General features: G+C 69.9%; 14 protein-coding genes. 7 read left to right on the top strand and 7 right to left on the bottom strand.

All coding sequences use genetic code 11. From position 1 onward, the window contains the following. Nucleotides 1-19: 19 nt before the first annotated feature. Complete coding sequence (locus WBA97_RS29705) at nt 20-742, bottom strand: maleylpyruvate isomerase N-terminal domain-containing protein (RefSeq protein ID WP_424234258.1); 723 nt, start codon at nt 740-742, stop codon at nt 20-22. Between the two features lie 79 nt (nt 743-821). On the opposite strand from WBA97_RS29705, the gene WBA97_RS29710 reads away from it, so the two are divergent. Both WBA97_RS29710 and WBA97_RS29715 read left to right on the top strand, forming a co-directional pair. Continuing rightward, a complete protein-coding gene (locus tag WBA97_RS29710; protein ID WP_424234259.1) occupies nt 822-1,112 on the top strand; it encodes a hypothetical protein in 291 nt (96 codons plus the stop codon). Next, nucleotides 1,109-2,890 carry an alpha/beta hydrolase gene (locus tag WBA97_RS29715; protein ID WP_424234260.1) on the top strand — a complete coding sequence of 594 codons (1,782 nt, stop codon included), beginning with the start codon at nt 1,109-1,111 and terminating at the stop codon, nt 2,888-2,890. The genes WBA97_RS29710 and WBA97_RS29715 overlap by 4 nt, the downstream gene beginning before the upstream one ends. Here WBA97_RS29715 and WBA97_RS29720 read toward each other — a convergent pair. The 5 genes from WBA97_RS29720 to WBA97_RS29740 form a co-directional block, all read right to left on the bottom strand. Continuing rightward, nucleotides 2,887-3,252, bottom strand: coding sequence for a sterol carrier family protein (locus WBA97_RS29720; RefSeq protein ID WP_424234261.1), 366 nt, complete (start codon nt 3,250-3,252; stop codon nt 2,887-2,889). The two genes, WBA97_RS29715 and WBA97_RS29720, sit on opposite strands and share 4 nt — an antisense overlap. After that, on the bottom strand, nt 3,249-4,061 hold the full coding sequence (locus WBA97_RS29725) for an ESX secretion-associated protein EspG (RefSeq protein ID WP_424234262.1): 813 nt from the start codon (nt 4,059-4,061) through the stop codon (nt 3,249-3,251). Before WBA97_RS29725 ends, WBA97_RS29720 begins: the two co-directional genes overlap by 4 nt. Before the next feature lie 70 nt (nt 4,062-4,131). Then, complete coding sequence (locus WBA97_RS29730; RefSeq protein ID WP_424234263.1) at nt 4,132-5,595, bottom strand: hypothetical protein; 1,464 nt, start codon at nt 5,593-5,595, stop codon at nt 4,132-4,134. A gap of 20 nt (nt 5,596-5,615) precedes the next feature. Further along, nucleotides 5,616-5,996: a hypothetical protein gene (locus WBA97_RS29735; protein WP_424234264.1), complete on the bottom strand. Its 381-nt coding sequence runs from the start codon at nt 5,994-5,996 to the stop codon at nt 5,616-5,618. A 139-nt stretch (nt 5,997-6,135) separates the two neighbouring features. Next, a complete protein-coding gene (locus WBA97_RS29740; RefSeq protein ID WP_424234265.1) occupies nt 6,136-6,726 on the bottom strand; it encodes a DUF3558 family protein in 591 nt (196 codons plus the stop codon). A gap of 30 nt (nt 6,727-6,756) precedes the next feature. Here WBA97_RS29740 and WBA97_RS29745 point away from each other — a divergent pair, with 30 nt between their 5' ends. Then, nucleotides 6,757-7,305: a type VII secretion system-associated protein gene (locus WBA97_RS29745; RefSeq protein ID WP_424234266.1), complete on the top strand. Its 549-nt coding sequence runs from the start codon at nt 6,757-6,759 to the stop codon at nt 7,303-7,305. 189 nt (nt 7,306-7,494) lie between these two features. Here the strand turns inward: WBA97_RS29745 and WBA97_RS29750 are convergent, their stop codons facing one another. Then, a complete protein-coding gene (locus tag WBA97_RS29750) occupies nt 7,495-9,570 on the bottom strand; it encodes a putative bifunctional diguanylate cyclase/phosphodiesterase (RefSeq protein ID WP_424234267.1) in 2,076 nt (691 codons plus the stop codon). A gap of 309 nt (nt 9,571-9,879) precedes the next feature. On the opposite strand from WBA97_RS29750, the gene WBA97_RS29755 reads away from it, so the two are divergent. From WBA97_RS29755 to WBA97_RS29770, 4 genes are all read left to right on the top strand, one after another. Beyond that, nucleotides 9,880-10,743, top strand: a complete 864-nt coding sequence (locus tag WBA97_RS29755) for a lysozyme (RefSeq protein ID WP_424234268.1) — start codon at nt 9,880-9,882, stop codon at nt 10,741-10,743. 154 nt (nt 10,744-10,897) lie between these two features. Further along, nucleotides 10,898-11,956, top strand: coding sequence for a hypothetical protein (locus WBA97_RS29760; RefSeq protein WP_424234269.1), 1,059 nt, complete (start codon nt 10,898-10,900; stop codon nt 11,954-11,956). A gap of 29 nt (nt 11,957-11,985) precedes the next feature. Next, entirely contained in the window at nt 11,986-13,038 is a 1,053-nt protein-coding gene (locus WBA97_RS29765) for a pentapeptide repeat-containing protein (RefSeq protein ID WP_424234270.1), read from the top strand. A gap of 127 nt (nt 13,039-13,165) precedes the next feature. Then, nucleotides 13,166-13,507, top strand: a complete 342-nt coding sequence (locus WBA97_RS29770; RefSeq protein WP_424234271.1) for a hypothetical protein — start codon at nt 13,166-13,168, stop codon at nt 13,505-13,507. Nucleotides 13,508-13,629 lie beyond the last annotated feature (122 nt).

Raw genomic sequence — 13,629 nt, forward strand, 5'->3', positions numbered from 1 at the left:
AGGTCGTCCGGTGCGATGTTCAGCTCATCCGCAATGCCTTCAGCACTGTGGGATCACCCTCACCAGTGAGCTGCATGCGGCCGCGCAGCTGGTAGAGGACGTTCGCGGTGCGATTGGACAGTCGGCCGTCGGCCTTCTCGTTCCGGTCCGCGGACCGCACCTCGGGCACCTCGCCGGGTGTCATCCGCACGTGCCACGCCTGCGGACCATCCGTGCAGGACACCACGGCGGTGCCGCTGAACGCGGGTGGCGAGTCGCCACGCATGCGGGCGGCGAGCAGCGTGCCGAGCAGTTCGTCGACGGCGTCGGCGGCCTGCTCGCGGTCGGTCGGCGTGAGCGTGCGGAGCGCGGCCTGCGCGTCCCACCGCCGCAGGTTCAGCTCGTGCGCCACCCGCCGGTGCCACACCCACGCGAGGTCTGGCGCCGACGGCGAGAAGGTCCACACCGGACGGTTGCCGGAGGTGTTGTTGAGCACCTGCGTGGCGGCGGCCAGCTGTTCGTCGAGGTAGACGACCGGGTCGACGTCTCTGCGCACCGGCAGCGGCCGCAGCTCGACGATGCTGCCACTCGTGAGGTAGCGGGTCGCCGTGTGCAGGAACCGCGCGACGTGCACGGTCAGGTCGGCGAAGGTCCAGCCGGGGCAGGACGGCACGTCGTCGCCCTGCTTGGCCGTGGCGACGGCCGTCCGGAACAGACCAGCCTGCTGCGCGAACACACCGGTCCACCGGCGGGCCGTCCACACGTGATGTTGTCCTTCCCGTACGCACACAGTGTTCGATGAACCACCCTATGCCCACCGTCCCCGGGTTACGGTCACTTCCGTGGCCGACGGTTATGAGGTTGATCCCGCGGCGTTGCGAGCCGCGTCGGATGGGTTTTACACGGGTGCGGACGCCGTTGGACAGGCGGCCGCGCGGTTGTCGGTGGCACAGCTGGTGCCCGCGGCCCTCGGTGAGGTGGACGCGGCCTACGACCTGGCGGCGGCGTTCGCCGAGTTCGTCGGCGAGCACGGGGACGACCTCAGACGTGGCGCGTCGTGGGTGACCGACGCGGGTGACGGCCTGGTCGAGAACGCGGACGAGTACATCCGCCGTGAGGAGTTCCGCATATGACCGACCCTGAGCAGCTGTACGCGCGGCTCGCGAGCGGCGACACGAGCAGGATCCTCGCGGTGCTGGAGCCGATGGGCGCGGCGAAGTCCCTGCTCACGGACGTGGAACTGAAGCCGGTCAACGAGTGGGCTGGTGCGGCGGCCCAGGCGTTCGACACCCGGCTGACCACGTCGAAGACGGCCGTGACCACGGCGGCGGAGCGGCTGACCGACGCGATGTCCGTGGTCGAGGCGGCCGCGGCGGCGTACGGCCGCATGCGCACCGCGGCGGACCAGACCATCCAGGCATACCGGTCGGGCGGCATCCCGGACACACAGGCCGCCTCGGTACTGACCCAGCTGACGACCAGCTACGAGGAGGTGCTGCGTTCCTACGCGGGCGCGCTGCGCGGCATCCGCCCGGCCTTCACGACCGCGGGCGCCACGACCGCCAGTGCCACGACGGCGTCGGGCGCGACGGTCCCGCCGCCCGGCACCGACCCGCGTCAGGTCGCGCAGTGGTGGAGGTCGCTGCCGGAGACGACGCAGAACGAGCTGCTGGCCACGCAGTTCGACGCGCTCGGCCGCCTCCGCGGACTGCCGTCGCCGGTGCTCAACGAGGCCAACCACCACCGCATCGAGGCGGACGTGACCAGGTTCGCGGCGGCGAACACGGACCTCACGAACCAGATCAACACGCGGGCAGCCGAGCTGGGCATCGACCCGGCCGACGAGGGCGCGCTGCGCGACGAACCGGCGCTCGCCGAACTGCTCGACCAGCGCCAGGACGCCAACAGGGGGCTGGACAACGCGACCGCCGCGAACGCACGCGTCGAGGAGGCCGCGCGGTCGGGCTACGACACCTACGTCCTGTCCTACGACCCGTACGGCCCCGGCAAGCAGGAGGGCACCCTCGCGATCGCATACGGGAACCCGGACCAGGCGAGCAACGTGTCGGTCGTGGTCCCCGGCACGACGACAACGCTGGAGAACGGCTTCCCGAACGGCAGCGCACAGGACCTGCGCGCGGCCATGGACCAGGCGGAACCCGGCAACAACGCCACGATCGCGTGGCTGGGCTACGACGCCCCGGCCTGGGACACCACGGTCGCCACCCCGGACAACGCCATCGAGGGCGGCGAGCTGCTGAAGTCCGATGTGGACGGCTACCGGGCCTCGGCGCAGACGCAGCAGCACATCTCGCTCATCGGCCACAGCTACGGCGCCACCACGGTCGGCTACGCGGCCATGAACGGCCTGGCGGCCGACGACATCGCATTCATCGGCGCCCCCGGGGTCGGCGCGTCCGGTGTGGACCAGCTGTCGCCCGGCGCCGGGCACGTGTGGGCGGGTGCCTCCGAGCACGACCCGATCGTCCAGGCCACGAGCGGCAGCTGGTTCACCGCCGACGGCAGCTCGGTCGGCCCGTACGACGAGCAGTTCGGCGCGAACCAGTTCGCGGTGCCCGGCGAGGAAAACGTGCTCGGCGCCCACAGCGTGTACTACTCCGACCAGTCGCTGAACAACCTGGCGAACATCGCCACCGGCAACTACGACGCGGTCACCCAGGGCACGCCGGAGGGCAACTCCGCCGGCGAGCTCGTGTCGGACGCCGGTGGCGGCCTGTGGGAGGCGGGCAGGGACGCCCTCCACGGCGACTGGGACGGGGCATGGGACGAGCTGAAGGACACCGGCAGGGAGCTGCTGAACGACGCGGGCGACGTGCTCCTCGGCGGTGCCGGCGACCTGGTGGAGGCCGGGAAGTCGGTCTACGACAACACGCTGGGCCGGATTTTCTAGAACCGGATGATGGGGAGCAGCGTGGAGAGGTCCGCGCGGTTCCCCGACGCGGTGACCCGGCCCTCGGTGACCGCGTCCGTCCACAGGAGAGTGCCGGACGCCAGCTCCAGCCAGGTGCGGGCGTCCATCTCCACCACGTTCGGCGGCGTGCCCCTGGTGTGCCTCGGCCCCTCGACGCACTGCACGGCGGCGAACGGCGGCACCCGGACCTCGACGCTGCGCCCCGGCGCCACCTTGGCGAGGGTCCGCAGGCTCAGCCGCACGGCCTTCGCCAGGTCAGGGCGGGCAGGCGAGTCCCATGGCAGCACGGCGGCGACCGCGTCCCGCATCTCCCGGGGGTCGACGGAAGAACCACTGCTCACTGACTGGCCCCGGCGACCACTTCGTCAAGCAGCTCACCGACGTGGTGCGTGAGCTTGCGCAGGTCGGCTGGCGAGATGGTGGTCCACAGCGCCCCGTCGTCGGCGGGCCGCCGGACCTGCACGTACCGCCCGTCCTCGGTGTCGAAGAACGACACCACCCGGTCGGCCCGTCTGCGTCTGCCGAGCTTGTCCCGTGCGGCGGCGCCGAAGTTACCCATGTGCGCCACGTCTTTGATCATCTCGGCGAGCGCGGTGGCGTCGTCGGACCGCAGCCCGTTCGCGAGCAGCGACTGCTCGAACCCCTCCCGCGTCCCACCCGCGCCGTTCGCGGCGGCCTCGAAGTCGGCGGTCCGCAACGTCACCGACTGCCCCGGCCCGGCGGCGACCGAGGGCAGCACGGCCAGCGCGGCGGACGGCAGCCCGGTCACGGACGCCGACCGCAGCGTCACCGACCCCTCCGACAGCTCGGCGACCGCGGCGACCTCACCGGCCGCGGCGGCGAGCACCCGGACGTTGCTTCCGACGTAGGCACGCACGTCGACCTCGCGGTCCGGCCGGGAAAGGACCGAGAGCAGCTCCGCGATGTCGGGGTTCACGTCGATCGGCCGCCCGAGCCCCCTGGCCTCCAGGTCGGCCCACACCCGGGCCTCGATCCGGTCCCGCTCCTCGAACGTCTTGCCAGGGGACGGCACCTTCACCACGAGCGGCAGCGCACCGAGCCTCAGATGCTCCCACAGCACGTCGAACTCGAGTGCGGTCAACGTGATCGGCGCGGTCTCCCGGTCACCGATCGAGAAGGTGCTGGTCACAGCGCAATCTTACCTACGAAGACAGCGGCGGGGAGCCGCCGGAACGACTCCCCGCCAAGGTAGGGACGGATTATTCGCCGATCACGGTCGGCGAGACCCTGCGGTCGTCGCCGAACACGTCGTCGTTCTCCAGCAGGTAGTCGGGCGAGTAGTGCTCCTCGTCCTCCTCGCCGTCGGCACGCCGGCCAGCGGCACCAGCCGGACCGTGCACACCGTTGCCGCCGCGACCCGCGGCACCGGCGGCGCCGGGCCCGTTGCGGACCACACCACCCTCGCCTGCGACGCCACCACCGGCGACGCCACCCCGGCCGAGCTGCGACGGCGAACGCTCACCGTCCAGCGCGCCGGCACCAGCGCCGCCACCGGGCATCCCGCCGCCTGGCAACGCGCCACCCTGACCGCCACCGAACGGACCGCCCTGGCCACCGAACGGGCCGCCCTGGCCACCGAACGGACCACTCTGACCGGGCGCACCAGGCATACCTGGCATGCCCGGCAGGCCTGGCCGCAGCGGCATGGCACGCCGGGCGATGTCGCCCGCGTTGTCGACCGGGCCGGGCAGCGTGGGGCCGGTGTTGAAGTACGGCGGCTGGCCACCCTGGTAGGACGGGCCCGGGGTCGGCGACGGGTTGGTCGGGAACTGGTTGGGGAGCGGGTACTGGCCGTTGGGAGCGGTCGTCGGCGGGGCGAACACTTCCTGCGGGGTGGTCGCCGCGGGCGGGGCCTGCACGTTCGGGATGCCGGGAGTGCCACCCACGACGGTGCCGCCGGAACCACCCGAACCCGAACCAGAGCCACCAGAACCGCCGGGGTTGACCTGCGGAGTGCCGGGCGACTGCTGGTGCACGGCCGGGCTGCCTGAGCCGCTACCACCGGACTGGGTGCCGCTGCCCGGCCGGACCGACCTCGTCGTGCTGCCGATCAGCACCGCGCTCGCGGTGCCGGTGGCCTGCGGTGCCGGGGTCGACACCACGACGTCCGGCGGTGCGACGAACGTGCCGAGCGTCTCCCGGTTCCAGGTGCTGCTCGACTCGTAGGTCCGCATGGTCTCGATGGCGCGCTGCTCCGCCTCGCTCTGCGCGGCCTCCTGCGCCTCGTGGTCGGCGGCCTGCGCGGCCACGTGCACGGCTGGTCCGACGTTGCCGGTGGCCGCGGCGACGCCTGCCGCGGCAACGGCCCAGCCGGACGGGGCCTGGGTGGTCACCTCGACGGGCTCAGGCATGTTGGCCCGCGCGTCGACGATGTACTCGCCCTGGTTCTCCGTCGAGATCCGCATGACGTCGGAACCGGTCTCGGCGTCACCGGCCCACTCGGCGAGCGGGGTCAGCCCGGCCTGCGCGCTCGCGGACGCCTTGCCCTCCCAACGCGAGCCGAGCTGGGACAGCCTCGTGTTGAGGTCCTGGTCGACCTGCGCCAGGTCCTCGGAGAGCGACGACCAGTACATGGTCTGCGGGTCCGACGCCCTGGAGCCGGGCCCGGTGTTGATCATCTTGTACAGCTCGGGGTGTTCGAAGCCCCGCCAGCGGTAACCCATGGGATTCCCTCACAAAAGGATCAGGCCTGGTCGTACTTGCCCCAGCGGTCGGTGTTGTTGCCCTCGACGGCGAGGTAGTCGGCGTGCGCGCTCTGCAGTGACTCGATCGCGGCCCGCAGCTGCTTCTGGTAACCGGTGAGGCACGCGAACGCGGAGTCGGCGCCACCGGTGTTGGTGCGCTCGGCGAACTGCTTGGCGGTCTCGCCGCTGACCGGGTCCCTCGCCCACTCCTGGACCGGCAGGCTGGAGAGGTCGCGCACCTTGCGTGCCACGCGGTCGTACGCCTCGGTGAACGCCTTGAGCGCCTCCGGGATCGCGGAAGGCTCGATGTGCAGGGTCTGCGTGCCGGTGAACGTCGGGCCGGACGTTGTGCTCCCACCACCGCCATCTGCCACGAACACGGTTCGTCTCCCTCGGTCTGTGCGATTGCGACGACTCTAGCTCTGATGCACGACTCCGTGGAGTGGTTCCCACGAGGAATCAATCACTTATAAGAACTTTTCACGAGATCTTCCATCGAGTGGTGGACACTCACTCGATTCAGAGTTCAGCCAGCGCCGCCGCGGCGATCCTCGGCACACGTTCGCAGAGTGTTCCTTGTGGAGTGACCGGCTCGGAACCTGGCGAACTGAGGCCGTAGTTGACGTACAGCATCTGGCCGTCGGCGACGTCGACCGCGCCGAAACAGCTGTCGGGGGCGGCCGGTTTCAGCAGGTAGAGCGGGAAGCCGTCCACGACGGTCTCGCTGACCTCGGCGTTGGCGCCGTCGGCGTACTCGGCGGCGCCCTGGTCGACGACCGCGACGATGGTGAGCCCGAGGTTCGCCTCGACGCCGTTGGCGAAGCAGTCCTGCGACCCGGGGAAGCTCGTCGAGGTGCCACCGGTCGGCGGGCGGTCCTGGTCGAGCCCGAAGGTGGCGAGCGGCAGCGACCCGACCAGTCCGCAGATGTCCAGCCCGGCCATCTCGAGATCCCTCGGACGCTCCTGGGTCTCCGCGATGGTCGTGGTCGTGGTGATGGTCGTGGTGGTCGTCGGCGGCTCCGTGGGCTGTTCCCCCGGCGTCGGCGAGCCGGCTTCAGGGGTCGTGCAGCCGGCGAGCAGCAGTCCCGTCACGAGCAGCAACCTGCGCATGACCGCAACGTACCGACCTACGATGGGTTGATGCCGGAGACCCCGTCACCCGAGATCACCCCTCGGATGCGTGCCAGCGCGATGGCCAATCCCAACACCTGGCTGTACGTCATCGACCCGGCCTTCGATGCCGGTGCCGATGTGCCGCCGTGGGGCGTGGTCGGCGCGTACCGCGTGGACGGCGGCGGTGGGATCGACCCGGAGTTCCGGCGCAACACGGAGTACCGCCCGTCGCCGACCGCCCTGCGGATGCCTGCCCCGGCAAGCGACCTGGAACGGCTGCTGCAGTGGATCACGACCGGTCACCGGGAGGAGTCGGAACTGCCGGGCGCGGTGCTCGGGTCCCGGCTGCTGGTGTACGCGTCCGGCCCGGACGACCACGCGGTGACCGCGTTCCCCGACCGGACCGGCCGGATCATGGTGCCCGCCTGCACGTCGGCCGCCAACGTCCCGGCCGCGTGGCCAGGCTGGCGCGAGGTCCAGGGCCGCGACCTGGCCCCCCGGCTCGGCGACCACCCACTGGTGATCAACCCGATCGGCCCGATCACCGCACTGCTTCCCGCGGCAGCACTCGCGTAGCCCGCGCGTTCACGACGCCGGTTCGGCCTCCGGCCCCCGGGCACCACGCTACGGCAGGGCACCGACAACGACGGCCGCACGAGCGCGGGTTGTCCACAGGTGGCGTGGTTGTCCACATGCGACCGCGCTCGGCCCGGTTCTGTCGGTGCCTTCCAGTAGCGTGGTTCGAGGGGGCCGGAGGCCACGGCCTCACGTCAGCCAGGTTTCGACGTCCTCCGGTGGGCCCGGTTTCGCGTACAGCCAGCCCTGCGCCGAGTCCGCGCCGATGTGCTGCAGCAGCTGTGCCTGCTCGCAGGTCTCCACACCCTCCGCGATCACGGTCAGGTTCAGCGTGTGCGCGAGCGACACCAGCGCCGTCACGATCCGTGCGTCGACCGACTCCGCCGCCCCGGCCCGCAGCCCTTCCACAAAGGACCCGGCGATCTTGAGCGCGTGCACCGGCAGGTGCCGCAGGTACGCCAGGTTCGAGTACCCGGTGCCGAAGTCGTCGATCGCGATGCGCACGCCCATGTCGACCAGCCGCCGCAGCGCGGACAGCGGCTCGCCGGTCGTGCCCATGATCGCGCTCTCGGTCAGCTCCAGCTGCAGCCACGACGGCGGGATCCCCACCCGCTCGATGATCGCCGAGACGGCCGTGACCAGGTCCGGCTCGGCCACCTGCCTGGCCGCCAGGTTCACGCTCACGAACGGCGTCCGGTCGGCGTCACGCCACTTCATCGCCTGCTTGCACGCGGTCTCCAGCACCCACAGACCGAGCGGCACGATCAGGCCGGTCTCCTCCGCGAGCCCGATGAACTGGTCCGGCCCGAGCCTGCCGGACGTCGGGTGTGCCCACCGGACCAGCGCTTCGACCCCGAGCAGTGTCCCGTCTACCAGCGAGACGATCGGCTGGTAGTCGACGTAGAACTCCTCGCGTTCCAGCGCCGCGGGCATCGCGTTGGACAGCGTGATCCGCGCGATCTCGCGCGCGTTGCGCTCCGGATCGTAGGCCGCCCACCGGTTCTTGCCGTCGACCTTCGCCCAGTGCAGCGTCACGTCCGCGTCCCGCATGGTCTCCGAGGGCGACGCGTCGAACACCGACCGCTCGACGAGGCCGATGCTCGCCGACACCGTCAGGCGGTGCCCGCCAACCTGTACGGGTGCGGCGATCGCCGCGAGGATCCGCTCTGCCACGTCTTCCAGCTCGTCCATGCCTTGGGCGTGCTCGATCAGCACGACGAACTCGTCGCCGCCCATTCGCGCCACCAGCCTCCCCGGCGCCGACACCAGCGAGTCGAGCCGTCTGCCGACCTCGACGAGCAGCAGGTCGCCGACCACGTGGCCGAGGGTGTCGTTGACGGCCTTGAACCCGTCGAGATCGAGGTAGCAGAGCCCCACCCGTTGCCCGAGCGACCCGCCGAACGCCGCGTGCAGCCGCTCGGTGAACAGGGCCCGGTTGCCGAGCCCGGTGAGGTGGTCGTGGTTGGCTTGGTGCCGCAGCTTCTCGGACAGCTGGTGCCGCTCGGTGTTGTCCTCGACCATCCCGACGAGGTACTGCGGCATGCCATCGTCGTCCCGCACGAGCGACACGGTCACGTTCGTCCACAGGGGCGTGCCGTCGCGTTTGCGGAAGCGGCGTTCGATCCGGTAGTGGTCGCACTCGCCCACCACCATCTCGTTGAAGTACCTGCGCAGCTCGGGCGGGTCGTCCGGGTGCAGGAAGTCGACGAGGTTCAGGTCGAGCAGCTGCTCGGGCCGGTAGCCGAGCATGTTCGCCATCGCGTTGTTGACCTCGAGCAGCCTGCCGTGGGTGTCGGTGATGCCGATGCCGATGGCGGCGGAGGTGAACATGGCGCGGAACCGGGCCTCGCTGGCCCGCCGCGCGCTCTCCGCACCGTCCCTGGCCTCGAGCGCGGAGCGGCGCAGCGACTCCTGCTCGCTGAAGATCCGCGACTGGACGGCCCGCACGAACCCGGCGGTCACGGCGGCCTGGACCTGCGACATCCGGCCTGGGTCGTCGCACGAGAGCCGCGTGCCGATCAGCTCGATCGTGCCCGCGAGCGACTCCGCGGCGAAGAACCGCAGCCCGACGAGTGCCTCACCGACCTGTTCGGCGGGTGCCGGGTCGAACCGCTCCTCGGCCAGTGCCGAGGTGAGCACGTCGGCGAGCTCGCCGAGCCGTGCGCGGAGGTCGACGCGCCCGGTCGAGACATACCCGGTCGCCGCGAGCACGTCGACCCACGCGGTGCCGAATGCGTCACGCCGTGAGCCTTTCGGGCCTGCCACCGTTCACACCTTCCGGCAGAGTTCACTCACGCACCCGCCTGCGTGGCAGGGGTCAGGATACGACCGGGCACACACTCCGTCCATGCTCACGTGTGAGCCGTTCGCACTGGTCACAGCGGTGGAACCGGAATCCGGCCCGGTCGCGGATCGTGATTTTCCGTGCTCACTCATGCACCAAACGTTACCTAACAGACCGTTACTAATTCACCAGACGACGTGACAAAACGGTACTGAGCGCCCACAATCTGTGTCTTGGCAGCTCCTGCCCGGGTGCTGCCATTCGCGAGGGCGATTGAGAAAGGGCTTCCCATGAACATCGTGTGGCGTGGGAGACGTCGGGGCTTGCTGAGCGCCGCCGTTGCGGTCACCACCACAGTGCTACTCGCGGGGCTGGCCAGTCCCGCGCAAGCCGACCCGGTTGCCACCCCTGCAGGCGACCAGGCGGCTGTCGACGAGATGATCCGGACCCAGGACCACGAGATGGGGTCCCAGATCCGCAAGCACGAAGGCATCGCGCAGATGCCACGCGGCGTGCCGGCCGACGTCGGGGCCCAGGCCTCGGTGGCGGGCATCGACGTGAGCGGCCACCAGGGCAACGTGGACTGGCCCGCCCAGTGGAACGCGGGCAGGCGGTTCGTGTGGGTCAAGGCGACCGAAGGCACCGGCTACAAGAACCCGTACTTCAACCAGCAGTACGGCGGTTCCTACAACCAGGGCTTCATCCGCGGCTCGTACCACTTCGCGCTCCCGGACCGGTCCTCCGGCTCCGCACAGGCGACGTACTTCTCCAACAACGGCGGCGGCTGGTCCGGCGACGGCAAGACGCTGCCCGGCGCACTGGACATGGAGTACAACCCTTACGGCGCAACCTGTTACGGGTTGTCCAAAGCGGCCATGACCAACTGGATCCGCGACTTCAGCGACACCTACAAGGCGCGGTGGAACAAGTACCCGGCGATCTACACGTCCACCAGCTGGTGGAACCAGTGTGTCGGCGCGAGCTTCGGCTCGACCAACCCGCTGTGGGTCGCGCGGTACGCGTCGTCGGTCGGCACGCTGCCGGTCGGCTGGAGTGTCTACACGGTGTGGCAGTACAGCTCCTCGCCGATCGACCAGAACTCCTTCAACGGTGACTACAGCCGCCTGCAGGTGTTCGCGACGAACCACGACTGATCCGTCTGTTCCGTCTCAGAAGGGGACCTTCCTCCACCACGTGGAGCGAGGGTCCCCTTCGTACATTTAAGCTCCGCGTGAATCGCGTGAGTTGAGGGAACGAGTACCCCCGTGACCACGTCGGACCCGTGAAGACCGTGATCCGGGAGGGACAATGACTTACCCACCGCAAGGACCTTACGGCCAGCAGCCGGATCCCTACGGACAGCAGGGACCGCAGCAGCCGCAGTACGGCGGCGGGTACCCGCAGCAGCAGCCGAGTGGACAGTACGGCGGCTACGACCCGAACGCGCAGCAGCAGCCGAGCGGGCAGTACGGCGGCTACGACCCGAACGCGCAGTACGGCGGCGGCTACCAGCAGTACGGAGGCCTCGGCGGACCGCCGGGACCGCAGAAGAGCAAGACCGGCCCCATCATCGCGATCGTGGCGATCGTCGTGCTCCTGCTCGGTGGTCTCGGCATCACCGGCTTCGTCGCACCCGGCTTCTTCCTGTCCGACGACAAGGGTGGCAACAACGCGGGCTCCGGCGAGACGACGTCGGAGAAGAAGGACACCGGCGCCGAGGAGTTCATGGACAAGCTCGTCACGGCCGCCGACGAGCAGAACAAGTCGGAACTGCGATCGCTCGCGTGTTCCGATGCGACGGACACAGTGGACTCCGCGATCGACGCCATCGACAGCACCGACAACGCGAAGCTCGGCGACGTCAAGAACGAGTCCGACGACGAGATCGAGTTCATCGTCACGATCACCTACGAGGGCAAGCAGGAAGACGACACCGTCACCATCAAGAAGGACGGCGGCGACTGGTGCTGGCACGACATCAAGGCGGGCACCGCGACCGGCGATGACGACAGCGCCAGCGCCGAGACTCCCACCGCGGAGGATTCCGAGACGGCCGAGCCGACAGACGCCCCGACCGGCGACACCGATGGCGAGAAGTTCGTGCAGACCTTCCTGGACAAGATGAACGGCGGCGACGGCGCGGGCGCGGCGGCCATGTCATGCTCGGACAGCACCAGCCAGTCGGACATCACCGAGGCCGCGACGCAGGGCTCAGCACTGGAGATGGACCCGAGTGGCACGACCGCGGACGACGCCTACGTTGGCGCCGACCTCAAGGGCACGCTCGCGGGCGCCCCGGCGACGGGCCGCACGAGCGCGTTCCTTGAGAAAGGCAAGTGGTGCATCTACACCTTCTTCGCCTCCTGATCCTCCGCGCCTAGGAACGGATGCCGCCGGTGACCGTCACACTCCTCATAGTCGGGTCTGTGGCGATCATCGGCGGCATCGTCGTGTTCGCGAAGTCGTCGCGGCTGGTCGCGACGATGCTGCTGGCGTTCGGCGCGCTCGCTCTGGTCACCGGCTGGCTGCTGCCCACCGCGTCGCGAGCGGACGCGGTGAAGACGGGCGGCCTCGCAGCGGGCGCTGTGGTCGCGCTGTACGCGTTGTGGCTCAACGACCGCAGACGCCGCGTCGACGAGCAACGCCAGCAACTCGAAACGGCCCGGCAGACACTGGAGCACGCCCGCGCGGCCCACGAACGCGAACGCGCGGCGGACGATCGTTTCCTCAAAGCGGTGGAACTGCTGGGCCACGACGCGGACCAGGTTCGCGTCGGCGCCCTGCACGCGCTCGCGGGGGTGGCCCGCGCCCGCCCGGCCTACACGCAGGACGTCCTCGACGTGATCTGCTCGTACCTGCGCCGCCCGTTCGAACACAACGAGTACTCCGACGCCCGCGGCGACAAGCTCGAACGTGACCTGGATCCGGCCGAGGCGGACCGGTGGCGCGTGGTTCGCCTTACGGCACAACGCTTGCTGGCCGACCTGCTGCCGAAGGTGGACACCCCCGACGCCCCCGCGTACGACCTCGACCTGACCGGCGCCACGCTCGAGTACTGCGACCTGTCGTACCGGATCATCGGCAGGCTCAGCGCGCGGGCCATGAAGCTGTATCAGTCGAACTCGTTCCACCACTGCGAAATCCGCGGCCCGGCATGGTTCACCGCGACCCAGAGCTGGGGCAACCTGTGGGTCCACCACGTGGAGTTCCACGACCTCGCGTGGTTCAAGCAGGTCAGCACGCACGCCAATGTGAGCTTCGAGCAGACGGTGTTCCACCGGGCCACGCGGTTCGACAACGCCAAGTTCCTCGGCGAGACGTCGTTCGAGAACACGGTCTTCGACCAGGAGATGGACTTCTCCCACACGGAGTTCAGCGGCCCGCTGACCCCGCCCCCTGGCTGGCAGCAGGACCCGGCAGGTCGCCTGGTCCCCACCGCAAGGCCGTGACCTGCCCGTTCGGGCGGCAACATTGACAGTGCGTCACGCATGTGGGTGACTCAGCGATCACCTGATCGAGGTTTCGCAGTGTTGCGGGAGGTCGGCAATGCGGGGTGGGGCGTTAGCGGGGGCTCTGGTGCTCCTCACGGTGGTGTCCGGGTGCAAGCCCACCGACGGGTCGGTCTACGTGCCAGGGTCGTACACGGTGCGCGAGTCCGGGGTGCGGCTGCGGTCCGGCCCCTCGGCCTGCGACGACACCCCGGGCACCGGGAACTGCCCAGACGTCCTCGCCGGGCTCGAACCCGGTGACAACCTCTACCCCGTGTGCCAGAGCAAGGGGCAGCTGGTCGGCAGGAACTCGTGGTGGGTGTACGTCGACGCGCCCGGCGGGAACCGGGGGTGGGTGGCCAGCTGGTACCTGACCTGCCCCACCAACCGGCTCCCCGAAGTGGCCGACTGCCCGCCTCCCCGGCATTGAAAGTGCTGGTCCCGACCCAGCGACAGCCGCGGACCGCAGGCGGTTAGTGCTTGGTGCCGTCACGTTCCCCTGAGGTCACCGTTGATCAGCCCCAGACCTCGCACCAAGATCCATCGGACAGG

It is taken from the genome of Actinophytocola sp. (assembly GCF_049647105.1).
Lineage (GTDB): Bacteria > Actinomycetota > Actinomycetes > Mycobacteriales > Pseudonocardiaceae > Actinophytocola.

Coding starts and splice junctions, on each gene's coding strand:
- WBA97_RS29715 (WP_424234260.1), top strand. CDS start 1,109: ATGACCGACCCTGAGCAGCTGTACGCGCGGCTCGCGAGCGGCGACACG.
- WBA97_RS29730 (WP_424234263.1), bottom strand. CDS start 5,595: ATGGGTTACCGCTGGCGGGGCTTCGAACACCCCGAGCTGTACAAGATG.
- WBA97_RS29740 (WP_424234265.1), bottom strand. CDS start 6,726: ATGCGCAGGTTGCTGCTCGTGACGGGACTGCTGCTCGCCGGCTGCACG.
- WBA97_RS29745 (WP_424234266.1), top strand. CDS start 6,757: ATGCCGGAGACCCCGTCACCCGAGATCACCCCTCGGATGCGTGCCAGC.
- WBA97_RS29755 (WP_424234268.1), top strand. CDS start 9,880: ATGAACATCGTGTGGCGTGGGAGACGTCGGGGCTTGCTGAGCGCCGCC.
- WBA97_RS29760 (WP_424234269.1), top strand. CDS start 10,898: ATGACTTACCCACCGCAAGGACCTTACGGCCAGCAGCCGGATCCCTAC.